Consider the following 20,846-nt stretch of genomic DNA (forward strand, 5'->3'; position numbering starts at 1 on the left):
ATGCTTAGGTAAGGTCGCGGCGGGGGCATCCGTGCCCCCCGCCGTGCCATGTGAAAGGACGACCCGATGCTGCGCCCGTTTCCGCCCCATCTGCTGAACGACGACGACGACGAGGAAGAGGACGAGCCGCGCGAGGATCGCCGCCACAAGGACGAGGGAGAGGGTGAGCTGGGGATGCCGGCCGGTGACCGGATCGCCAAGCTGTACTTCAAGTCGCGCACGGTGATCGTCGCCGGGCCGATCAACGACAAGCTGGCGCAGCGCACCGTCTCGCACCTGCTGGCGCTGGCCGAGGACAGCGACAAGCCGATCAACATGCTGATCTCGTCGCCCGGCGGCCACGTCGAATCCGGCGACATGATCCACGACGTGATCAAGTTCATCCGCCCGACCGTGCGGACCATCGGCTCGGGCTGGGTCGCCTCGGCCGGGGCGCTGATCTTCGTCGGTGCCGATCGCGAGAACCGCTTCTGCCTGCCCAACACCCGCTTCCTGATCCACCAGCCCTCGGGCGGGATCGGCGGCACCTCGTCGGACATGATGATCCAGGCCGAACAGGTGCGGCTGATGCGCGAGCGCCTGAACCAGATCTTCGCCGATGCCACCGGGCAGAGCGTCGAGCGGATCGAGAAGGACACCCAGCGCGACTTCTGGCTGAACACGCAAGAAGCGCTGGACTACGGGCTGCTCGGCCGCGTCATCCGCAGCGTGGACGACCTCGCCTGACGGCAAAGCGGGGCGGGGGGCCTTCGGGCCTACCCGCCCCACACCCGCGAGCCCGGCTGACGTCGGACCCGCACGGCCCAGCGTCCGCACGCGCCCAACCCTTCTGTCTGGCCCAGATACCCCGGCCCCGGCGGCGCCCTCCGCGCCCGCCCTTCGGCTGAGGCGCGGCGCTTTGCGGTTGCCTCGGACCCCCGCCCGGCCTTTCATCCCCCCATCCATTCCAGTGACCCGGAGTTCCCCATGCCGCTCGAGACCATCTCGGAAAACCGCAGCTTCGGCGGAACCCAGGGCGTCTATCGCCACCGATCTGAGGCGACGGGCACCGACATGACCTTTGCCGTCTACCTGCCGCCCGACGCCGAGGGCGGGCCGGTGCCGGTGCTCTGGTATCTCTCGGGCCTGACCTGCACGCACGAGAACGCCATGACCAAGGCCGGGGCGCAGCAATGGGCGGCCGAGACCGGGCTCGCGCTGATCTTTCCCGACACCTCACCGCGCGGCGAGGGGGCGGCCAACGACGAGGCCTACGACCTCGGGCAGGGCGCGGGCTTCTACGTCAACGCCACGCAGTCGCCGTGGACGCCGCATTTCCGGATGTGGGATTATGTCGTGGAGGAGCTGCCGGGCGTGGTGTTCGACGCCTTCCCGCTGGACCGCGAGGCGCAGGGGATCACCGGCCACTCGATGGGCGGCCACGGCGCGCTGACGATCGCCATGACCCACCCCGACCGCTACCGCAGCGTCTCGGCCTTCGCCCCGATCGCCCATCCGACCGAATCGGATTGGGGGCGCAAGCAGTTCACCGCTTATCTGGGCGAGGACCGCAGCACCTGGACGCCCCACGACGCGACGCTGCTCATGCGCGAGCGCGGCTATCCGGGCGAGATCCTGATCGACCAGGGTAGCGACGACCAGTTCCTCGACCTGCTCAAGCCCGAATCGCTGGCCGAGGCGATGCTGGCCCGCCGCCAGCCCGGCATGATCCGCATGCAGCCGGGCTACGACCACAGCTACTGGTTCGTGCAGAGCTTCATGGGCGACCACGTCCTGTGGCACGCCGAACGGCTGGCCTGACGCCTGACTCCAACGGGAGGTTGCGCCGCCGCGGCCTCCCGCCCCCGGATTGCCGAATGTTCCCGCATTTCCCGGAAGTTCCTCATCAGACTTTACGGTGAAACCCGGCAACCCGACGTTGACGCACGCCCCCGCGGGGCAAAGGCTCACCTCAGGGAGAGCGTCCGCCGACCACAGGCCGGGCACTCGCAACGCGGAGGACACCCATGAAATACCTGCTCAGCGGCACCGCTGCCGTTCTCGCCCTGTCGGCTACGGCCGTGCTGGCCAACGACAGCGTCAAGGAGGCGACCGCCAACCCCGCCCAGTGGGCGATCCAGACCGGCGACTACGCCAACACGCGCTATTCGAACCTCGACCAGATCAACGCCTCGAACGTCGGCGACCTGCGGGTGGCGTGGACGTTCTCGACCGGGGTGCTGCGCGGGCACGAGGGCTCGCCGCTGGTGATCGGGGACATCATGTATGTCCACACGCCTTTCCCGAACAACGTCTTCGCGCTCGACCTCAACGACAACGGCAAGATCCTGTGGCGCTACGAGCCGCAGCAGGACCCGAACGTGATCGCGGTGATGTGCTGCGACACGGTGAACCGCGGCCTCAGCTACGCCGACGGGATGGTGTTCCTGTCGCAGGCCGACACCACCGTGGTGGCACTGGACGCCAAGACGGGTGAGCCGAAGTGGTCCCACAAGGTCGGCGACCCCGCCATCGGCGAGACGCTGACCGCGACCACCATGCCGGTCAAGGACAAGCTGATGGTCGGCATCTCGGGCGGCGAATACGGCGTCCGCGGGCGGATGACCGCGCTCAACATCAAGGACGGCACCGAGGCGTGGAAGGCCTATTCGACCGGTCCCGACGCCGAGATGCTGATGGATCCCGAAAAGACCATGTCGCTCGGCAAGCCGGTCGGCGCCGACAGCTCGCTCAAGTCGTGGGAAGGCGACCAGTGGAAGATCGGCGGAGGCTCGATCTGGGGCTGGTTCTCGTATGACCCCGACCTGAACCTGATCTACTACGGCACCGGCAACCCCTCGACCTGGAACCCGGCCCAGCGTCCGGGCGACAACAAGTGGTCGATGACCATCTTCGCCCGCGACGCCGACACCGGCATGGCCAAGTGGGTCTATCAGATGACCCCGCATGACGAGTGGGACTTCGACGGCGTCAACGAGATGATCCTGACCGACCAGGACTTCAACGGCGCGCCGCGCAAGCTGCTGACCCACTTCGACCGCAACGGCTTCGCCTATACGCTCGACCGCGAGTCGGGTGAGCTGCTGGTGGCCGAGAAGTACGACCCGGCGGTGAACTGGGCGACCGAGGTGGTCATGGACCCGGCGAGCGACCAGTACGGCCGCCCGCAGGTGGTGCCCGAGTTCTCGACCGCCCAGAACGGCGAGGACACCAACACCACCGGCATCTGCCCGGCGGCGCTCGGGACCAAGGACCAGCAGCCGGCGGCGTTCAGCCCCAAGACCAACCTGATGTACGTGCCGACCAACCACGTCTGCATGGACTACGAGCCGTTCCGCGTCGCCTATACCGCCGGCCAGCCCTATGTGGGCGCCACGCTGTCGATGTATCCGGCCCCGAACAGCCACGGCGGGATGGGCAACTTCATCGCCTGGGACAACGTCAAGGGCGAGATCAAGTGGTCGCTGCCCGAGAAGTTCTCGGTCTGGTCCGGTGCGCTGGCGACCGCGGGCGACGTGGTGTTCTACGGCACGCTCGAGGGCTACCTGAAGGCGGTGGACGCCACCTCCGGCAAGGAACTCTACAAGTTCAAGACGCCCTCGGGGATCATCGGCAACGTGATGACCTATGAGCATGGCGGCAAGCAGTATGTCGGCGTGCTGTCGGGCGTCGGCGGCTGGGCCGGCATCGGCCTCGCGGCGGGCCTCACCAACCCGAACGAGGGTCTGGGCGCGGTCGGCGGCTATGCCGCGCTCTCGGACTACACCGAGCTCGGCGGCCAGCTGACGGTCTTCGAACTGCCGGGCGGCGGCGCGGCCCAGACGGGCATGAGCGGCATGTCGGGGATGTCGGGCATGTCCGGAATGGGCGGCATGTCGGGCATGAGCGGCATGGGCGGAATGTCCGGCATGGACGGAATGTCGGGCATGTCGGGTATGGGCGGCATGAGCGGCATGTCCGGCATGGACGGCATGTCGGGAATGTCCGGCATGGGTGGCATGTCGGGGATGGATGGCATGTCCGGGATGGGCGGCATGTCCGGCATGGCGGCCGATCCGACCGCGCCCGCGGCTGGTCAGGGCGGCAGCTCGGCGGTCGAGACCGGCACCGTCTCGCCCAACGAGGCGCCCGCCGGGACCCCGGCCGCGAAGCCCTCGAACTGAGGGGGCGGGGCGCCTTTGCGCCCCGTGCCACCAAAGTGTGACTGCACAGATGATCCGCCCCGAGGCTAACCTCGGGGCGGTTCGGTTCGGAGGAGACCGCACCGCTTGGAGGAGATACAGCCGATGACCGTTACAAGGACCGCAGCCGTCCTGGCGCTTGGCAGCCTGCTGGCGCTGGGCACCGTGGCCGAGGCCCAGACTGCCGCGCCCGATCCCGCCACCGCCGGGGCGGGGGCCGCCGCGGCGACCTCGGGGGCCGGGGCAGCGGCCGCGGCCTCGGGCAACAGCGCACCGGCCCCGGCGGCGGCGCCTGCGGCCGCGCCAGCGACGAGCGCAGCAGCCGCAGCGGCCGCCGGCCCGGTCCTGCCCAACGGCATGGACATCACCCCCGACCACATGGAAAACGGCCGCTGGTACAACGCCGAGGGCATCCCGACCTTCAAGATCGAGGACGGGAAGCTCGACTACGCCAGCTTCTCGGGCTACCGCCGCTACCACGCCGAGTGCCACGTCTGCCACGGCCCCGACGGCGAGGGCTCGACCTACGCTCCGGCGCTCAAGGACTCGGTCGTGAACAAGATCGACTATTACGAGTTCCAGCAGATCGTGGCCTCGGGCAAGCAGAACGTCGGCACCGGACAGGCCAACCAGGTGATGCCGGCCTTCGGGACCAACCGCAACGTGTGGTGCTATGTCGATGACATCTACGCCTATCTGCTCGCCCACGGCACCGGCGCCATCCCGCGCGGGCGGCCGGCCAACCGGGCCGACAAGTCCGACGACTTCGCCAAGCAGGAAGATTCCTGCATGAGCGGCTGATGCGCGCCGGTTCCGCGGCCCTCGCGCTCGCGGCCCTAACCCTTGCCGCGCTGAGCCTCGGCGCGGTCCCGGTCGCGGCGCAGCTGGCCGAGCTGCGCTCGACCACCGCCTTCCGGGTCTGCGCCGATCCGGCGGCGGTGCCGATGTCGGCCGAGGACGGCTCGGGGTTCGAGAACCGGCTCGCCACGCTCTTCGCCGAAAAGCTGAACCTGTCGGTCGAGTATTTCTGGTTTCCGCAGGGCACCGGCTTCGTCCGCAAGACCCTGCGCGAGGGCAACTGCGACGTCATCATGGGCTACGCCCAGGGCGACGAGCTGGTGCAGAACACCAACCATTACTACACCTCGGTCTACGGCATCGTCACCCGCAAGGACGGCCCGCTGGCCGGGGTGGACCATCTGACCGACCCGGCGCTCAAGGGCCGCAACCTCGGCGTCGTCGCGGGCACGCCGCCCGCCACCCACATGGCGCGCGCGGGGCTCGCCAAGGACATGCGCGGCTGGGATCTGTTCGTCGATCGCCGGGTCGAGAACCCGGTGGGCGAGATGCTGGACGGCGTCCGCAACGGGACGCTCGACGCCGCCGTGCTGTGGGGGCCACTCGCCGGGCCGCTGGTCAAGGACGCCCCCGACTTGCAGTTCGTGCCGCTGCTCAAGGAAGAAGGGGGGCCGCGGCTCTTCTACCGCATCACCCTCGGTGTGCGGCCGAGCGAGCAGGACTGGAAGCGCGAGCTGAACAGCCTGATCCGCCGCAACCAGGCCGAGATCGACGCGATCCTGCGCGACGCCGGGGTGCCGCTGGTCGACGACTACGGCAAGGCGTTGAAGCCATGATCCGCCGCGCCGCCGCGCTGGCCTGCCTGCTGGCGGGGCTGGGCGCGGCGGCCGCCGCCGAATCCGCCGTGCCCGAGCCGCAGGGCTACCGCGGCGAGCCCTACCGCGCCCGGGTCCCCGACACGCTGGCCGGCGCCACGGTGCTGGACGCCGCCGGCACCGCCGACTGGCAGGCACAGGGCGCGGTGCTGATCGACGTCCTGCCCGCCACCCGCCGCCCCGCCGGACTGCCCGAGGGAACGCTGTGGCGCGCCCCGCGCCATGACACCCTGCCCGGTGCGATCTGGCTGGCCGACACTGGCTATGACCGCCTCGCCCCCGAGGTCGAGCGCGGCTTCGTCGCGGCGCTCGAGCGGTTGAGCCACGGCGACCGCGGGGCGGCGCTGGTGTTCTTCTGCAAGGCCGACTGCTGGATGAGCTGGAATGCCGCGCGCCGCGCGGTGGCGCTGGGCTATGGCCGGGTCGGCTGGTTCCCCGGCGGCACCGACGCCTGGGCGGCCGAGGGGCGGGCGCTGGTCCCGGCCGTCCCCGCCGACTGAGGCGCCGGGCCGACGAACAGCCCGAAGCTGCGCGGCCCGGCGGGCACGTCGATGGTCGCCTCGACCGTCAGCGTCTCGCCGTCGATGACGGTCAGCGTGTCGGCGTCCCAGTTCGCCAGCGCCAGCCGCCGCCCGTCGCTGAGCGCCGCGATCCCCTCGGGGTAGTCGCCCACTTCGATCCGGCCGAGGGGGGCGAGGGTTTCGGCGTCGAACACCGTCACCGTCGCCGCATACTGGTCGGTGACGAAGCCCTTGCCGGCGGCGAAGGCCACGCCATAGGGGTGGCTGCCCGTCTCAACCCGGCCTGTGACGCGGCCCGTGACGGCGTCGATCACCGTCACGCTGTCGGACTGGACATCGGCGGTCCAGAACCGCCCGGCGTGGAAGGTGACGGCGTAGGGGTGGGTGCCGGTCGGCGCCTGCCAGAGCGGCGCGCCGGTCGCGGCGTCAAAGGCCGACAGCCGGTCCGCGTCGCGGTCGGCGGTCACCACCACCCGCCCGTCCCCCGACAGCGCCACCCCGGCGGGCGCAGGGCCGGTCGCCGCCGCCCACACCGGCGCGCCGTCGAGCGTCAGGCAGCGCAGCCGCGCGCCGTACCAGTCGGTGACGAACATCCGCCCCGCGGCGGGGTCGAGCGCGATGCCGAAGCTGCCCTCGCCCAACGCCTGCTGGCGCAGCACCGCGCCGTCGGCGCCCAGCACCGTCAGCGCCCCCGTCTCGGCCGAGATCACATAGGCCCGCCCCGCCGCCGGGTCATAGGCCACCGGCGCGGGCGCCCCCGCGACGGGCACCGTGACCCGCACCGCCCCGCTGTCGAGATCGACGAGGCTCACCGCCTGCGCCGTCTGCGAGGTCACCACGGCCAGATCGCCCGCCCCCGCCGGCCCGGCGGCGAGCAGCAGCGCGGCCGCGAGGCGCCTCACTCGGCCTTGCCGAACCGCTCGGCCAGCGCGTCGAGCCCGGCCTGATAGACCCCGGTCACGGCCTTGGTCGCGGCCTCGTCGTTCAGCTCGGGCGGCGGCTCGTTGTTGGGATAGCCGCGGTAGAACCCGCCCTTCCACACCACCTTCGCCTTGCCGCCCGCGTCGTTGACGCACAGCGTCGCGGCATAGTTGGTGACCGGCAGCACCGTCACCTCGACCGCCTTGATGAGATAGCCGTAGCAGCGCTTCTCGGGCTGATGCTTGGTCAGCGTCTCGGTGATCGTCGGATCGCCGCCCTCGGCCTTGAGATGCAGGACGCGGGTGGATTTCTCGGGCGTCACCGCGTCGGGGCTGTCGGCGGTCATCTCGGTCCGGGCGACGGCGGGATGCCAGCTCATGTCGTCGAACTTGCCGATCGCCGCCCACACCTCGTCAGGCGAGGCGTTCAGCACCTCGTCCAGCTCGAGCTTGAGCCGCACCGGGCCGTGCGCCAGCGCCATCCCGCCGCTCGCCAGCAGCGCCGCCAGCGCCAGGGTCACGGCCTTCGTCGTCAGGGGTCGCATCTATTTCTCCCGAAAGATGAGGTTGCGCAGCAGGTAGCTGTAGCCGCGCCGGAAACTGTCGTCGGTGTTGCCGCGGATATCGACCGCGCCCGCGCGCACCGTGGCGCCGGTCGCCGCGTCGCGGACGTGCAGGTTCACCGACAGGATGAGGTTCGAGACCTTCTGCACCTCGCCCGAGATGGCGTAGCGCGCGCCCATCTCGGCGGCGATGCGGGTGTCGCGGCGGTTCGAGTGGACGGGGTTGCGGATCGCGGCCACCGCCTCGGGCGGCGGCTCGGTCAGGGTGAAGCCGCGGCGGGTCAGGTCGGCGGCGATGAAATCCTCGGCCATCTCGACCCGCGCGGTTTCGTCGGCGCGCACGCCGTTGATAGCGCCCTCGGTCGAGGTGTCGATGAAGTGCAGCCCGAACCAGACCGCACTGCCCGGCGCGGGGGGCGGCCCCGTGACCGGCGTCGCGGCGGCTGCCGGCAGCGCCAGCAGGGCCGCGAGGGCGGCGGCGGGCAGGACGGACGCAAGGCGGGCCGGGGTGGTCATGGGGCGCATGGTAGCGCTGGCCAAGGCGGCGTCCATCAGCCGAACGTCGCAGGGAAAGGTGGCAATCGGCCTCGGAACGATTGCCGGGTTGCACCCGCGGCGCGCGCCGCCAAGACTGGCACGGGGAAGCCCGGCGCCACGCGCCGGTGTGGTGGGGGAGGGCCGTCATGGCACCGGCGCAGCATCGCAGCATCTGGCGGGTCGCGGCCCTCGCGGCGGCGCTCGGCGCCGCGCCCGCGCTGGCCCAGACGCCGGCGCCGACCGCCCAGACGGCCGCGCCCCAGACCACAGCACCCCCCTCCGTCGCGGCCCAGACGCCCGCCCCGCAGGTCATCCGCATCGGCGTCCTGCGCGTGGACCGCGCCGGGCTGCCGCCGATCTCGCGGCTCGAGATGCCGCCCGCCGACCTCGGGCTCGTCGGCGCGCGGCTCGGGACCGAGGACAACGACACCACCGGCCGCTTCATGGGCCAGGATTTCGACACCACCGAGGCGACCGCCACGCCCGAGACCGCCGCGGCCGAGCTGGGCGCGCTGATCGGGGCGGGGGTGCAGTTCGTGGTGACGCTCGCCGACGACGCCACCACGCTGGCGCTGGCCGACCACGCCGGGGACCGGGCGCTGATCCTGAACGCCCGCGCCCGCGGCGACGCGCTGCGCGGGGCGGACTGCCGCGCCAACGTGATCCACGTGGCGCCCTCGGACGCGATGCTGACCGACGCGCTGGCGCAGTTCCTGATGTGGAAGCGCTGGCCGCGCTGGTTCCTCGTCGCCGGCAGCCACCCCGAGGATACCGCGCTCGCCGCCGCCTGGACCCGCGCCGCGACCAAGTTCGGCGCGAAGATCGTCGAGGAACGGGTGTTCCAGGACACCAGCGGCGCCCGCCGCACCGACTCGGGCCACGTGCAGGTGCAGGCGCAGATGCCGGTCTTCACCCAGCGTGCGCCCGAGCACGACATCCTGATCGCCGCCGACGCGGCCGGGATCTTTGCCGGCTACCTGCCCTATCAGACCTGGGACGCGCGCCCCGTGGCAGGCTCGGCCGGTCTCGTCCCGCGCAGCTGGCACCCGGCGATGGAGGCATGGGGCGCGACCCAGTTCCAGAACCGCTTCGAGGCGCTGGCCCACCGCCCGATGCGCGAGGAAGATTACCAGGCCTGGCTCGCCGTCCGCATGGTGGGCGAGGCGGCGACGCGGGCGCGGACCACCGATCCCGCCGCGCTCAAGGCCTTTATCCTCTCGCCCGAGTTCCAGGTCGCTGGCTTCAAGGGACAGAAGCTGACCGTGCGTGACTGGGACCACCAGCTGCGCCAGCCGATTCTGCTGACCACCGGCCTTCTGATGGCCAGCGTCAGTCCGCAGGACGCCTATCTGCACCAGGTCACCGCGCTCGACACGCTGGGCATCGACCGCCCCGAAACCCAATGCAAGTTCTGAGGTCCGCCATGCGCATCGCCCTGACGCTGATCCTGCTCGCCACGGCCAACCCGGCGCTGGCTGCCCGGGTCTATGTGACCAACGAAAAGGGCAACGACGTCACCGTGCTGGACGACGAGACGCTCGAGGTCGTGGGCCACTATCCGGTCGGCAACCGCCCGCGCGGCATCACACTCTCGCCGGATGGGCGCGAGCTTTACGTCTGCGCCTCGGACGACGACCTCGTGCGGGTCTTCGACCCCCGGACGATGCAGGAAACCCACACCCTGCCCAGCGGCCCCGACCCCGAGCTGTTCGTGCTCAGCCCCGACGGCGGGCGGCTGTACATCGCGAACGAGGACGACAACCTCGTGACCGTGGTGGACACCAAGACGCATCAGATGCTGGCCGAGATCCCGGTCGGCGTGGAACCCGAGGGGATGGGCGTGAGCCCGGACGGCAAGACCGTCATCAACACCTCGGAAACCACCAACATGGCGCATTTCATCGACACCGAGACCTATCAGATCACCGCCAACGTGCTGGTGGACCAGCGCCCGCGGTTTGCCGAGTTCACCGCCGACGGCAAGACGCTGTTCGTCTCGGCCGAGATCGGCGGCACGGTGTCGGTGATCGACCCGGCGACGCAGACCGTGGTCAAGACCATCGGGTTCCAGATCCCCGGCGTCCTGCCTGAGGCGATCCAGCCGGTCGGCATCCGCGCCACCCGCGACGGCAGCAAGGTGTTCGTGGCCCTCGGCCCCGCCAACCGCGTGGCGGTGATCGACGGCAAAAGCCTTGAGGTCACCGACTACATCCTCGTCGGCCAGCGGGTCTGGCAGCTCGCCTTCAACGCCGACCAGAGCCGGCTTTACACCACCAACGGCAACTCGAACGACGTGACGGTGATCGACGTGGCCTCGGGCCGGGCGCTGAAGTCGATCCAGGTCGGCCAGCAGCCCTGGGGCGTCGTCGTGGCGCCCGAATGACCCCCGGAAAGGACCAGCCGATGACCCGCCTCACCCTCGCCGCCTTGCTCGCCTGTGTGCTGCTGACCCCCGCGGTCGCGCAGACGACCGCCCCGGAAGCCCAACCGGCGGCAACCGCGCCGGCGACCGCCCCCACGCCGGCCGATGACGCCGAGGATGACGACGACGGCTCGCCCGCGGCGCCCGTGGCGGCGGCGGCCCCGCGGCACCACGACTACGGCCCCTCGGGCATCCTCTCGCGCGCCAACCGCGAGGACCTGCCGCCCCTCACGCTTGCCGCCGGGAAGCCGCTGGCGCAGGGCGAATACACGCTGCAATCCGGCGGCTACTACCGGATCGAGATCACCGCCGACGGCAGTCAGGAGCTGGCGCTCTCGGGCGGGGATTTCTTCCGCGCCGTGTGGGTGGACGAGATCGTGGTGAACGACATCGAGGTCCGCCCGATGGGGGTCCACTCGCTCGAGTTCGACGCGGCCGGCACCGCGCGGCTGACCTTCGTGGCGATCGTGCCGGGGCGCTATGTCCTGTCGGTCCCCGGCGCGCGCGGCGAAAGCCAGCAGGCCGTGTTCACCATCCGCTGATGCCGCAGACCGCCCCCCCGGCCCTCGAAGTCACCGGCGTCAGCCACGCCTTCGGCGCGGTCACGGCGCTGGACGACGTGTCCCTGACCGTGCCGCGGGGCGGGATGACGGCGCTTCTGGGGGTGAACGGGGCGGGCAAGACCACGCTCTTCAACCTCGTCACCCGGCTTTACGCCAACCGCAGCGGCACGATCCGGGTCGCGGGCCACGACCTGCGCCGCGATCCCGGGGCGGCGCTGGCGCGGCTGGGGGTGGTGTTCCAGAGCCGCGCGCTCGACGCCGACCTGACGGTGCGGCAGAACCTGATGTATCACGCAGCCCTGCACGGGATCGGGCGGGCGGCCGCGCGGGCGCGGCTGGGCGAGGTGCTGGCGCAGGTCGACCTCGCGGGCCGGGTGGACGACCGGGTGAACGCGCTCTCGGGCGGGCAGGTGCGCCGGGCCGAGATCGCCCGCGCGCTCATGCACCGCCCCGAGCTTCTGCTGCTGGACGAGCCGACCGTGGGCCTCGACGTCAAGTCCCGGGCCGAGGTGCTGGCGCTGACCCGACGGCTGATCGCCGAGCGCGGGGTCTCCGCGCTCTGGGCCACGCATATCCTCGACGAGATCGCGCCAGCCGACCGGCTGGTGATCCTGCACCGCGGCCGGGTGCTCTTCGACGGCACCGCAGCCGAGGCCGCGCCGGACGGCGACCTGACCCGCGCCTTCCTGACGCTGACCGGGGTCTCGGCCGGGGGGGCAACATGAGCGGCACCGCCACCGTCTTTCTCGGCATCGCCCGGCGCGAGGCGCTGCGCTTCGTCAACCAGCGGGGGCGGTTCCTCGCGGCGCTGGTGCGGCCGCTCGTGTGGCTCTTCATCTTCGCCGCCGGCTTCCGCTCGGTCCTCGGGCTGTCGATCACCCCACCCTACCAGACCTATGTCCTCTACGAGGTCTACGTGACCCCCGGCCTCTGCGCGATGATCCAGCTCTTCAACGGGATGCAGTCGTCGCTGTCGATAGTCTACGACCGCGAGACGGGGGCGATGCGCACGCTGCTCGTCAGCCCCTGGCCGCGCTGGTTCCTGCTGGGGTCCAAGCTCGTGGCGGGGGTGATGGTCTCGATCCTGCAGGTCTACGCCTTCCTCGCCATCGCCTGGCTCTGGGACGTGCGCCCGCCGGTCCTCGGCTATCTCGCCGTGCTGCCGGCGCTGGTGCTGTCGGGGCTGATGCTCGGGGCGCTGGGGCTGTTCCTCTCCTCGGCCATCCGCCAGCTCGAGAACTTCGCCGGGGTGATGAACTTCGTCATCTTCCCGATGTTCTTCGCCTCGACCGCGCTCTACCCGCTGTGGCGGATGCGGGAATCCTCGACGCTGCTGCACGACATCTGCGCCATCAACCCCTTCACCCATGCGGTGGAGCTGATCCGCTTTGCGCTTTACCTCGAGGTCAACTGGCTGTCCCTTGGGGTCGTGGCGGGATGCCTTGCGGTGTTCTTTCTGGGCGCGGTGGCGATGTATGACCCGGCCCGCGGCCCCGGCGCCCGCCGGAAGGGAGGGGGATGATGCGACGCAGTTTCATGGCGGCTCTCGTGGCGTTGGCGCCCGTTGCGGCGATGGCCGCGCAGGCGACGCCCGACTGGCCCTGCATCCAGCCGCGCCAGCCGCATCTGTCGCTGGGGCAGGTCTGGACCGGGCCGCAGCCCGACGCGGGGACCGCGGCGCTGGCCGCCTCAACCGAAATCGCCGCGCTGGCCGACCGGCTCGCGCAGCGCCGCCTGCCCGTCGTGGACGCCGAGGCCGAGATCGCCGCCTTCGCCGAGGGCCGCGACCCCGCGGCGCGCACCGCGCTGATGCAGGCGCTGTTCGAGCGCATCGACCGGCAGCGCAGCCTGCTGATGGACGGCATCTCGCGCTATGGCCACAAGCAGGTGGCGCTGGCCGCGCAGGTGCAGGCGCGCCGCGCGCGGATGGCCACGCTCGAGGCCGCGGACAAGCCCGATTTCGACGCCATCGACGCCGAGGAAAAGGCGCTCGACTGGGATCAGCGGGTGTTCACCGACCGCCAGCAGAGCCTGACCTATGTCTGTGAGACGCCGGTGATCCTGGAACAGCGGCTGTTCGCGCTGGGCCGGGCGCTGGCCGCGGGCCTGCCGCCCGAATGAGCGTCCGACGCGGTGCGCGGATGAACAGGTGACGCGCCGGGCGGCGCAGGATAACGTGGGACGAGGGGCGCCCGCCGCGGCGCCGCCGACGAGGGAGCGTGCGATGACCAGACTGACCTATCCGCTGCTCGCCCTGCTGCTGGCCGGGGCGCCGGCGCTGGCGCAGAGCGTCTCGACCTATAGCGTGCCGATCACCGCGCCGCCCGCGGACCTCGCCCCGCCCCCGGCGGTCACGGCGACGCAGGAGATCCCGAAACCCCCCGCCGTGACGGCGACCACCCCGGCGCCCGCGCCTGTGGCCGCGCCGGCGGTCACCCCCGCGCCCGCGCCGCCGGCATCCGTGGCCGCGGCCGAGACCCCGGCCCCGGCCGCCTCGGATGGCCTGAAGGCCGACCTCGCCCCGCCGCCGGCGGTGGCCGCGGCGCAGGCCGACGCGGGCGCAGGGTCCGTCGCCCCGCCGCCCGAGGTGACCGGTGCGACCGCCCCCGGCATGACTGCCGAGGGCGTCCCGACCGAGCCCGTCCAGACCCCGACCCCCGCCACCACGCAAGAGGCGCTGGCCGCCCCGGTCCCCGACGCGGCCCAACCCGCCGCGGCGACGGCCTCGGAACAGCCCGGCCCGCAGGCTTCTGCCACCGACGGCACCGCGACCGCCACGGCGACCACGCCCGCGGGCGTCGCGCCCGACACCCCCGCCGTGACCACGCCCGACGGCCAGCAGGTCGCCGCCGGCTCGTCCGCAGCGGCGGCCATCCAGCCCCCCTCGGACCAGGCGACCGCCGGGGCCGAGCAGCAGGACGCGACCGCCGGCGCCGCCGCCTCGGGCGTGGCGACCGCGGCGACCGCCCCCGCGCAGGGCGCCGCCGACGGCACCGCCCCGGGCAGCGCCGGCTCGACCGGCTGGACCGGCGGCACCGGCGGCTCGCAGATCGGGACCAACACCGCGGGCGCCGTGCCCGAGTCCAAGACCTGGCAGCCGCCGACCGCCCGTGGGCTCGACCTCAACGGCTGAACCGCCCGCCAGATGATGCTGCGCCCCGCCCTCACCGGCGGGGCGTCGTCGTTTCGGGAAGGGGACTGGCGGAGGAGAATGGGAGTCGAACCCACCCGGGACAGGCGCGCTGCCCCAACCGGATTTGAAGTCCGGCCGCCCCACCGGGGACGATTCTCCTCCAGTCGCGGCCCGCGCGGAGCCTAGCCGAACAGGTCGGCGCGATGGGGATTGATGCGCCGCAAATCGCCGCGGCGCAAGGTGACGCCCTGCCGATCATAGAAGTCGAGGATCTCGATGGCCACCTTGCGGCCGTTCTGGACCCGGTCGCGGAACGCCGCCGCGGTCACCCAGCCATCGGGCGCGGCGGCCTGAACCTCGGCGATGATCGCCACCATCTCGGCGGTGGTGGCGCGCAGGAAGAAATGGTCGTGGCGGATCTGGTCCACGCGCCCCTGCCGCGCGGCCGACTTGAGCGCGCGGCGCAGGTCGGCCTCGGGCACCTCCCATGCCGTCGCCATGTCGCGCACCCGCGGGGGGCGGAACCGGGCCTCGCCTGCCAGTTCGGGCAGGGCGCGGGCCAGCAGCGCCTCGTCCTCGGGCGACATCCGCGCGACATGGCCGGGCAGGCGCAGAAAGCTGCCCTCGGCCACCATCGCGCCCGCCGCGATGCGCCCGGCGATGAAGGCCGCGAAGCCCGGCTTCGGCAGCCGCGGGGTCAGCGCCAGCCGCAGCCGCTCGCGCCCCAGCCCCTGCATCTCGGGCGTTTCGTCGTGGAACGCGGCCAGTGCCGCCTCAGCGGCGTCGGAGAGCTGGGCCAGCGTCTCCGGCGCCAGCGCCAGCCGCGGCGGGCCGTCCAGCACGGCGACGCCCTGGGCCAGCCGCGCGGCGGCGGCCTCGCCCAGCCCGCGGTCGCGGATGAAGCCGTCGAGATCGACCACATGGGGCGCCACCGCCAGCATCCCCGCCAGCGCCGCGGCGGGGTCGGGGTGCGCCGCGGCCTCAAGCAGCGCGCGGCGCTCGGGCGTCCGCCGCCGCCGGGCGGGGGCGCGCAGGTCAAGGAACTGCCCCCCGCCGATGGTCCGCCGGGCCGAGACATCGCGCAGCACGTAAGCCTCGCCCACCACCGCCGCGATGGGGCGGTCGAGCACGAGCTGCACCAGCCCCGCCGCGCCGGGGTTCAGCGGATCGCCCAGCGGCACCACCCGGGCGCCGACCTCGACCGCGCCGGCGTGCAGCCGGGCCGGGAACCACGTGCCCACCGGCTTCGGCTCGGACCCCAGCACCCGCAGCCGCGTGTCGATCCGGTCGGTCGGCGCGTGCAGGGCCGGGTCGCCCACCACCTCGCCACGCGGGATGGCGTCGGGCGCGATGCCGTCGCCCGCGAGGTTCAGCGCGCAGCGCTGGCCCGCGCGCCCCTCGGCCGCCGGGCGGTTCTGGGCGTGGATGCCCCGCACCCGCGCCACCCGCCCCGAGGGCGAGAGCACCACCGTATCCCCCACCGCCACCCGCCCCGCGGCCACCGTCCCCGTGACCACCGTCCCGGTGCCCTTGAGCGTGAAGCTGCGGTCCACGCTCAGCCGGAACCGCGCGTCGGTGCGGCGCGCCGTGGTGGCGGCCTCGGCCGCGGCCAGCGCGGCGGTCAGCGCCCCGACCCCCTCGCCCGTGACCGCCGAGACCGGGATCACCGGCGCGCCCGCCAGCCCCGTGCCGGCGAGCAGCGCCGCGATCTCGCCCGTCACCGCCGCCCGCCGCTCGGCATCGGCAAGGTCGGCCTTGCTCAGCGCGACGATGCCGCGGTGCACGCCCAGCAGGTCGAGGATCGCCAGATGCTCGCGCGTCTGCGGCATCACCCCGTCGTCGGCGGCCACCACCAGCAGCGCCAGGTCGATGCCCCCCGCGCCGGCGAGCATGGTGTGGACCAACCGCTCGTGCCCCGGCACGTCGACGAAGCCGGTGATCCCGCCGCCGCCGAGGTCGGCATAGGCAAACCCCAGCTCGATGGTGATGCCGCGCGATTTTTCCTCGGCCAGCCGGTCGGCATCGACGCCGGTCAGCGCGCGGACGAGCGCCGTCTTGCCGTGGTCGATATGCCCGGCCGTCCCGACGATCATGCCAGCGCGGCCAGCAGCGCGCCGTCATCCAAAAGGCAGCGCAGGTCGAGGATCAGCGCGCCCTCGCGGATGCGCCCGATCACCGGGCGGTCCCCGGCGCGCAGTCGTGCGGCCAGCCGCTCGGGCGCGTCGCCGGCGCCGTCCTCGGCCCGGATCGCCAGCGCCGCCGAGGGAAGCGTCTCGACCGGCAGGGCGCCCGAGCCGATCTGGCTCGCGCAGGGTTCGACCGTGACCACGTGGCCCGGCAGTAGCCGCGCCACGGCGGGTGCCAGCCGCTCGGCCTGGGCGCGGATTTCGGCCTCGGGCCGCGTCAGCAGCCGCAGAGTCGGCAGCCGTTCGGCCAGCCGGTCGGGGTCGAGATAGAGGCGCAGCGTCGCCTCGATCGCCGCAAGCCGGATCTTGTCCACCCGCAGGGCGCGCTTAAGCGGGTTGCGGTTGATCCGCGCGATCAGGTCGGCGCGCCCGACGATGAACCCGGCCTGCGGGCCGCCCAGAAGCTTGTCACCCGAGAAGGTCACGAGGTCCGCCCCTTCGGCCACCGCCGCCCGCACCGTGGGCTCGGCGGGCAGGCCCCAGCGGGTCATGTCGACCAGCGTCCCCGAGCCGAGGTCGTTCATCAGCGGCACCCCCGCCTCGGCGGCGATGGCGGCGAGTTCGGGGGCGGCGACGCTGCGGGTGAAACCCTCGATGCGGTAGTTCGACGGATGGACCTTGAGCATCAGCGCGGTGTCCGCCCCCACGGCGGCGCGGTAGTCGCGGGGGTGGGTGCGGTTGGTGGTGCCGACCTCGACCAGTCGCACGCCCGCGCGCGCCATGATGTCGGGGATGCGGAAGGCGCCGCCGATCTCGACCAGCTCCCCGCGCGAAACGATGGCCGCGCGCCCCTCGGCCAGGGTGTTGAGGGCGATGAGCACCGCGGCGGCGTTGTTGTTGACGACCGTGGCGGCCTCGGCCCCGGTCAGGGCGCAGATCAGCGGCGCGATGTGGTCGTCGCGCTCGCCGCGGGCGCCGGTGGTGAGGTCGTATTCCAGCGCCAGCGGCGCGCGCATGGCGTCGGTCGCGGCGGCGACGGCGGCCTCGGCCAGCAGCGCCCGGCCCAGATTGGTGTGCAGTACCGTGCCGGTCAGGTTCAGCACCGGGCGCAGCGCGGTGCGCGCGGCGGCATCGAGCGCGGCGCGGGCCTCGGCCGTGATCGCCTCGGCGTCGGGAGCCGCGCCGCCCGCCCGCACGGCCGCGCGGGCGGCGTCCAGCGCCACGCGCAGCGCCTCGGTCGCGGCCTGGCGGCCGTGGGCGGCGACCAGCGCCGCGCCGGCGGGGGCGCCGAGCAGCCGGTCCACCGAGGGCAGGGCGCGGAACGCCTCCACCGGGTCAGTATCCGATGAGGAAGGGGTTGAAGCCGCCGCGCCGCCATTCGCTGTCGCGCATCAGCGCGTCGAGGCCCAGCGAGGCCACGTCGTCGGCCACCGGGTCGAGCGAGGGGTTGCGGTTCTGCGCCATCTGCTTGACCCACTGGCCGCAGTCGCCGCAGGTCTCGGCCTTGATCTGCGCGCCGGTCCCGTCGGCATCGGCGGTGCCCGAGCCGTCGCTGACCGCCTGAAAGCCGATCTTGCCGTTCTCGCCGCAGCACAGGCACTTGACCCGCACCTCGTTCCACAGCGTCTGGCAGCCGGCGCAGGCAGCGTAGCGCGCGCCCTCCGCGCCCATGATCCCGGTCACCACCGAGGCGCAGGCCCGCCCGCCGCAGACCGGGCAGACGCCGGTGCGGATCGGCACCAGCGCCGCGGCGTCCAGCCCCGCCGCGCGGCGGGCGAGGTGGGTCTGCACCGCCGCCGCGACGAAGAGATGCGGGGCGGCGCTGTCGGCGGGGATGTCGTCGGCCATGACGTTGCCGATCAGCCAAGCGCGGTCCTCGGGCCCGGCGGCGGCCAGCGCGTCGAGCGCCAGCCGCGCGGGCGCCGGCATCTCGATCTCGCGCGCCGCCGCGATCAGCGCATCGAGCGTGCCGCCGAGGGCCTCGTCATCGGCCTCGGCCTGCCGGTCGACGGGCGGCATCCGGGCGGCGCGGGCCTGCGCCACGTGGTCGGGGTCGAGCGGGGGAAGCGGCGGCAGCGCCTCGGCCAGCCGCGCCTGCACCTGCGCCAGCGCGGCAAGGAAGCCGAGATACGGCCCGAGGTTGGACCCCTCGGCCAGGAACGCCAGCCGCTCGGCGCGGTGGGTGAAGAGCGCGGGCAGCTTGGGCAGAATGGCAAGCGGCGGCGTCGGGACGCCGCCGATCATGTCGGGTCTGGGCTGGATCGGATCGGTCATCGTTCCTCCGTCGGGCCGGACCGGCCACGGGCGAAGGGTTACTCTGCCGGTTTCGAGGTCTGGCGTCTAGCCAGTTCCCGCAGCCATTTGCGGTGATGGCGCCAAGACCAGCCGCCGGTGACGGTGCCGCGGGTCATCGCCCGGATCGTGCCCTGCGTCCACACCGCGGCAAAGACGTGCAGGATGAACACCAGCACGATCAGCACCGCCGAGATGGAATGGACGAGGATGGCGATCCGCCGCGTCTCGATCGAGACGAGGGTGGGGAAGTACTGCACCCACATCATGATCCCCGAGATCAGCAGCGCGAGGATCAGCCAGAACATCCCCCAGAACACGGTCTTCTGCCCGAAGTTGTACTTGCCGAGTTCCGGCAGGCGCTCTTCGTGCCCCGCGATCACGTCGCCGATCTGCGAGGTCCAGACGAGGTCCTCGCGCCGCAGGATGTTGAGGTGCACGAGCTGCACGAACATCCCGAGGAAGCTGACCGACAGCGCGATCCCGATGAAGGGATGCAGCCAGCGCGTGGTCTGCCCGCCGCCGAAAAGCCCCGTCAGCCCGTAAAGTGCCGGGCTGAACAGGGCGAAGCCCGACAGCATCAGCAGGATGAAGCAGATCGCCGTGAACCAGTGGTTGATCCGGGTGAAGGTCACGTAGCGGCGGACCTCGACCGGGCGCAGGCTCAGGATCTTGTCGGTGGATTCCGAAAACTCGCGTCCTGCCATCACACCTGACCCCTGTCGTCCACGGTCGGCGCGGGCGCCGTCCCGATCTCTTCGCGCACCATCTGCTGGGCCTCGCGCTCATCCTCGACCGTGACGCGGTTGCCGCGGTGGAACACCGCCATCGCCGCCGCGCCCACGGCGGCCAGACCGACCGCCGCCAGACCCACGGGCTTGGCGTTGCCCTTCCACGTCGAGACCACGCCCGAGATCGACGGATCGTCCGGCAGATCGTTGTAGATATGCGGCCGGTCGGCGTGCTGCAGGACATACATCACGTGCGTCCCGCCCACGCCCTGCGGGTCATAGAGCCCCGCATCGGCGTAGCCGCGCCCGCGCAGATCCTCGATCCGCTCGGCGGCGAGGGTCTTCATGTCCTCTTTCGTGCCGAAGGTGATCGCCTGCGTCGGGCAGGCCTTGGCGCAGGCCGGGCCTTGCCCCACCGCCACCCGGTCCGAGCAGAGGGTGCACTTCTTGACCACATGGTTGGCGTTGAGCCGCGGGATGTCGAACGGACAGCCCGAGATGCAGTAGCCGCAGCCGATGCAGTTGTCGCTGATGAAGTCCACGATCCCGTTGGAATACTTGACGATCGCGCCCGGCGCCGGGCACGCCTTGAGGCAGCCCGGGTCTTCGCAGTGCATGCAGCCGTCCTTGCGGATCAGCCACTCGAAGTTGCCGGTGTCCGGGTTGTCGTATTCCGCAAAGCGCATCAGCGTCCACATCTCGGCGGTGAGGTCGTGGGGGTTCTCATAGACCCCCACGTTCACGCCGATCTCGGGGTGCGTGTCGTTCCACTCGGCGCAGGCCGACTGGCAGGCCTTGCAGCCGATGCACTTCGAGATGTCGATCAGCTTCGCCACCGCGTCGAGCGGCGTCGGGTTCTCGGCCACCGGCCCGCCGGCCGAGGACCGCACCACCGCCGCCTGGCCCAGCACCGCGGTGCCCGGCTGCACCGGCGGGTTCATCATCGCCATGTTGGGGGGCGAGTTGTGGGTCGGGATCGGGGTCGTCGCGGTCGTGACCGCCGGCCCCGTGGTGGCGTTGCCTGAGGGGGCCGCCGCCGTCGCCGGGGCGGCCGTGACGGCAGGAGCCGTCACGGGAGCCGCCCCGGCTGCCGTCGCCGGAGTGGTCGTCATCGTGGTGTCGGTCGGAGTGGTCATGACACGGCCTCCCCCACGCTGGGTTCGATGTTGACGAGGAACGCCTTG

At 72.2% G+C, this 20,846-nt stretch carries 20 protein-coding genes, 1 tRNA gene and 1 pseudogene; 13 read left to right on the top strand and 9 right to left on the bottom strand.

All coding sequences use genetic code 11. The features are described from left to right. Nucleotides 1-66: 66 nt before the first annotated feature. From BLW17_RS14345 to BLW17_RS14370, 6 genes and pseudogenes are all read left to right on the top strand, one after another. Complete coding sequence (locus tag BLW17_RS14345; RefSeq protein WP_036701096.1) at nt 67-726, top strand: ATP-dependent Clp protease proteolytic subunit; 660 nt, start codon at nt 67-69, stop codon at nt 724-726. Between the two features lie 240 nt (nt 727-966). Beyond that, nucleotides 967-1,800 carry an S-formylglutathione hydrolase gene (gene fghA / locus BLW17_RS14350; RefSeq protein WP_036732351.1) on the top strand — a complete coding sequence of 278 codons (834 nt, stop codon included), beginning with the start codon at nt 967-969 and terminating at the stop codon, nt 1,798-1,800. Nucleotides 1,801-2,006: 206 nt separating this feature from the next. Further along, nucleotides 2,007-3,803 (top strand): annotated as a pseudogene (locus BLW17_RS14355) (methanol/ethanol family PQQ-dependent dehydrogenase); the annotation flags it as partial. 483 nt (nt 3,804-4,286) lie between these two features. Beyond that, on the top strand, nt 4,287-4,982 hold the full coding sequence (locus BLW17_RS14360; protein WP_036732353.1) for a c-type cytochrome, methanol metabolism-related: 696 nt from the start codon (nt 4,287-4,289) through the stop codon (nt 4,980-4,982). Further along, complete coding sequence (locus BLW17_RS14365; RefSeq protein WP_036732354.1) at nt 4,982-5,815, top strand: substrate-binding domain-containing protein; 834 nt, start codon at nt 4,982-4,984, stop codon at nt 5,813-5,815. The genes BLW17_RS14360 and BLW17_RS14365 overlap by 1 nt, the downstream gene beginning before the upstream one ends. Then, nucleotides 5,812-6,354: a rhodanese-like domain-containing protein gene (locus tag BLW17_RS14370; protein ID WP_036732356.1), complete on the top strand. Its 543-nt coding sequence runs from the start codon at nt 5,812-5,814 to the stop codon at nt 6,352-6,354. The genes BLW17_RS14365 and BLW17_RS14370 overlap by 4 nt, the downstream gene beginning before the upstream one ends. Here BLW17_RS14370 and BLW17_RS14375 read toward each other — a convergent pair. The 3 genes from BLW17_RS14375 to BLW17_RS14385 form a co-directional block, all read right to left on the bottom strand. Further along, entirely contained in the window at nt 6,267-7,277 is a 1,011-nt protein-coding gene (locus BLW17_RS14375; RefSeq protein WP_074826947.1) for a YncE family protein, read from the bottom strand. The genes BLW17_RS14370 and BLW17_RS14375 overlap by 88 nt on opposite strands. After that, on the bottom strand, nt 7,274-7,777 hold the full coding sequence (locus BLW17_RS14380) for an SRPBCC family protein (RefSeq protein ID WP_244507338.1): 504 nt from the start codon (nt 7,775-7,777) through the stop codon (nt 7,274-7,276). The genes BLW17_RS14375 and BLW17_RS14380 overlap by 4 nt, the downstream gene beginning before the upstream one ends. 63 nt (nt 7,778-7,840) lie before the next feature. After that, nucleotides 7,841-8,374: a DUF3280 domain-containing protein gene (locus BLW17_RS14385; RefSeq protein ID WP_052176305.1), complete on the bottom strand. Its 534-nt coding sequence runs from the start codon at nt 8,372-8,374 to the stop codon at nt 7,841-7,843. A 167-nt stretch (nt 8,375-8,541) separates the two neighbouring features. Between BLW17_RS14385 and BLW17_RS14390 the strand changes: the two genes are divergently transcribed. The 7 genes from BLW17_RS14390 (at nt 8,542) to BLW17_RS14420 (ending at nt 14,513) form a co-directional block, all read left to right on the top strand. Next, a complete protein-coding gene (locus BLW17_RS14390; protein WP_081969093.1) occupies nt 8,542-9,810 on the top strand; it encodes an ABC transporter substrate-binding protein in 1,269 nt (422 codons plus the stop codon). A gap of 8 nt (nt 9,811-9,818) precedes the next feature. After that, a complete protein-coding gene (locus tag BLW17_RS14395; RefSeq protein ID WP_197055261.1) occupies nt 9,819-10,778 on the top strand; it encodes a YVTN family beta-propeller repeat protein in 960 nt (319 codons plus the stop codon). A gap of 20 nt (nt 10,779-10,798) precedes the next feature. Beyond that, complete coding sequence (locus BLW17_RS14400) at nt 10,799-11,359, top strand: cupredoxin domain-containing protein (protein WP_036732360.1); 561 nt, start codon at nt 10,799-10,801, stop codon at nt 11,357-11,359. Beyond that, nucleotides 11,359-12,105 (top strand): ABC transporter ATP-binding protein, encoded by a 747-nt coding sequence (locus BLW17_RS14405; protein ID WP_036732362.1) that lies wholly within the window; start codon nt 11,359-11,361, stop codon nt 12,103-12,105. The genes BLW17_RS14400 and BLW17_RS14405 overlap by 1 nt, the downstream gene beginning before the upstream one ends. Further along, nucleotides 12,102-12,902, top strand: a complete 801-nt coding sequence (locus tag BLW17_RS14410) for an ABC transporter permease (RefSeq protein ID WP_036732364.1) — start codon at nt 12,102-12,104, stop codon at nt 12,900-12,902. The genes BLW17_RS14405 and BLW17_RS14410 overlap by 4 nt, the downstream gene beginning before the upstream one ends. Next, nucleotides 12,902-13,501 (top strand): hypothetical protein, encoded by a 600-nt coding sequence (locus BLW17_RS14415; RefSeq protein WP_036732366.1) that lies wholly within the window; start codon nt 12,902-12,904, stop codon nt 13,499-13,501. The genes BLW17_RS14410 and BLW17_RS14415 overlap by 1 nt, the downstream gene beginning before the upstream one ends. Before the next feature lie 103 nt (nt 13,502-13,604). Then, on the top strand, nt 13,605-14,513 hold the full coding sequence (locus BLW17_RS14420; protein ID WP_074826950.1) for a hypothetical protein: 909 nt from the start codon (nt 13,605-13,607) through the stop codon (nt 14,511-14,513). A 66-nt stretch (nt 14,514-14,579) separates the two neighbouring features. Here the strand turns inward: BLW17_RS14420 and BLW17_RS14425 are convergent. The 6 genes from BLW17_RS14425 to fdxH form a co-directional block, all read right to left on the bottom strand. Continuing rightward, a tRNA-Sec gene (locus BLW17_RS14425) sits at nt 14,580-14,675 on the bottom strand. Nucleotides 14,676-14,695: 20 nt separating this feature from the next. Continuing rightward, a complete protein-coding gene (selB, locus tag BLW17_RS14430) occupies nt 14,696-16,606 on the bottom strand; it encodes a selenocysteine-specific translation elongation factor (RefSeq protein WP_036732368.1) in 1,911 nt (636 codons plus the stop codon). Further along, entirely contained in the window at nt 16,603-17,970 is a 1,368-nt protein-coding gene (selA, locus tag BLW17_RS14435) for an L-seryl-tRNA(Sec) selenium transferase (protein ID WP_036732370.1), read from the bottom strand. The genes selB and selA overlap by 4 nt, the downstream gene beginning before the upstream one ends. A 4-nt stretch (nt 17,971-17,974) precedes the next feature. After that, nucleotides 17,975-18,913 (bottom strand): formate dehydrogenase accessory protein FdhE, encoded by a 939-nt coding sequence (gene fdhE / locus BLW17_RS14440; protein WP_036732372.1) that lies wholly within the window; start codon nt 18,911-18,913, stop codon nt 17,975-17,977. A 38-nt stretch (nt 18,914-18,951) separates the two neighbouring features. Beyond that, nucleotides 18,952-19,638, bottom strand: a complete 687-nt coding sequence (locus BLW17_RS14445; protein ID WP_052171704.1) for a formate dehydrogenase subunit gamma — start codon at nt 19,636-19,638, stop codon at nt 18,952-18,954. Beyond that, nucleotides 19,638-20,798 carry a formate dehydrogenase subunit beta gene (gene fdxH, locus BLW17_RS14450; RefSeq protein WP_244507337.1) on the bottom strand — a complete coding sequence of 387 codons (1,161 nt, stop codon included), beginning with the start codon at nt 20,796-20,798 and terminating at the stop codon, nt 19,638-19,640. Before fdxH ends, BLW17_RS14445 begins: the two co-directional genes overlap by 1 nt. Nucleotides 20,799-20,846 lie beyond the last annotated feature (48 nt).

Source organism: Paracoccus sanguinis (genome assembly GCF_900106665.1).
GTDB lineage: Bacteria > Pseudomonadota > Alphaproteobacteria > Rhodobacterales > Rhodobacteraceae > Paracoccus > Paracoccus panacisoli.

What these genes read in the sequence shown, in the direction of transcription:
- BLW17_RS14395 (WP_197055261.1), top strand. Translation starts at nt 9,819, where the DNA reads ATGCGCATCGCCCTGACGCTGATCCTGCTCGCCACGGCCAACCCGGCG.
- BLW17_RS14365 (WP_036732354.1), top strand. Translation starts at nt 4,982, where the DNA reads ATGCGCGCCGGTTCCGCGGCCCTCGCGCTCGCGGCCCTAACCCTTGCC.
- BLW17_RS14405 (WP_036732362.1), top strand. Translation starts at nt 11,359, where the DNA reads ATGCCGCAGACCGCCCCCCCGGCCCTCGAAGTCACCGGCGTCAGCCAC.
- BLW17_RS14445 (WP_052171704.1), bottom strand. Translation starts at nt 19,638, where the DNA reads ATGGCAGGACGCGAGTTTTCGGAATCCACCGACAAGATCCTGAGCCTG.
- BLW17_RS14400 (WP_036732360.1), top strand. Translation starts at nt 10,799, where the DNA reads ATGACCCGCCTCACCCTCGCCGCCTTGCTCGCCTGTGTGCTGCTGACC.
- BLW17_RS14370 (WP_036732356.1), top strand. Translation starts at nt 5,812, where the DNA reads ATGATCCGCCGCGCCGCCGCGCTGGCCTGCCTGCTGGCGGGGCTGGGC.
- BLW17_RS14415 (WP_036732366.1), top strand. Translation starts at nt 12,902, where the DNA reads ATGCGACGCAGTTTCATGGCGGCTCTCGTGGCGTTGGCGCCCGTTGCG.
- fghA (WP_036732351.1), top strand. Translation starts at nt 967, where the DNA reads ATGCCGCTCGAGACCATCTCGGAAAACCGCAGCTTCGGCGGAACCCAG.
- selB (WP_036732368.1), bottom strand. Translation starts at nt 16,606, where the DNA reads ATGATCGTCGGGACGGCCGGGCATATCGACCACGGCAAGACGGCGCTC.
- fdhE (WP_036732372.1), bottom strand. Translation starts at nt 18,913, where the DNA reads ATGACCGATCCGATCCAGCCCAGACCCGACATGATCGGCGGCGTCCCG.
- BLW17_RS14385 (WP_052176305.1), bottom strand. Translation starts at nt 8,374, where the DNA reads ATGACCACCCCGGCCCGCCTTGCGTCCGTCCTGCCCGCCGCCGCCCTC.
- BLW17_RS14345 (WP_036701096.1), top strand. Translation starts at nt 67, where the DNA reads ATGCTGCGCCCGTTTCCGCCCCATCTGCTGAACGACGACGACGACGAG.
- BLW17_RS14420 (WP_074826950.1), top strand. Translation starts at nt 13,605, where the DNA reads ATGACCAGACTGACCTATCCGCTGCTCGCCCTGCTGCTGGCCGGGGCG.
- BLW17_RS14380 (WP_244507338.1), bottom strand. Translation starts at nt 7,777, where the DNA reads ATGGCGCTGGCGCACGGCCCGGTGCGGCTCAAGCTCGAGCTGGACGAG.
- fdxH (WP_244507337.1), bottom strand. Translation starts at nt 20,798, where the DNA reads ATGACCACTCCGACCGACACCACGATGACGACCACTCCGGCGACGGCA.
- BLW17_RS14410 (WP_036732364.1), top strand. Translation starts at nt 12,102, where the DNA reads ATGAGCGGCACCGCCACCGTCTTTCTCGGCATCGCCCGGCGCGAGGCG.
- BLW17_RS14390 (WP_081969093.1), top strand. Translation starts at nt 8,542, where the DNA reads ATGGCACCGGCGCAGCATCGCAGCATCTGGCGGGTCGCGGCCCTCGCG.
- BLW17_RS14360 (WP_036732353.1), top strand. Translation starts at nt 4,287, where the DNA reads ATGACCGTTACAAGGACCGCAGCCGTCCTGGCGCTTGGCAGCCTGCTG.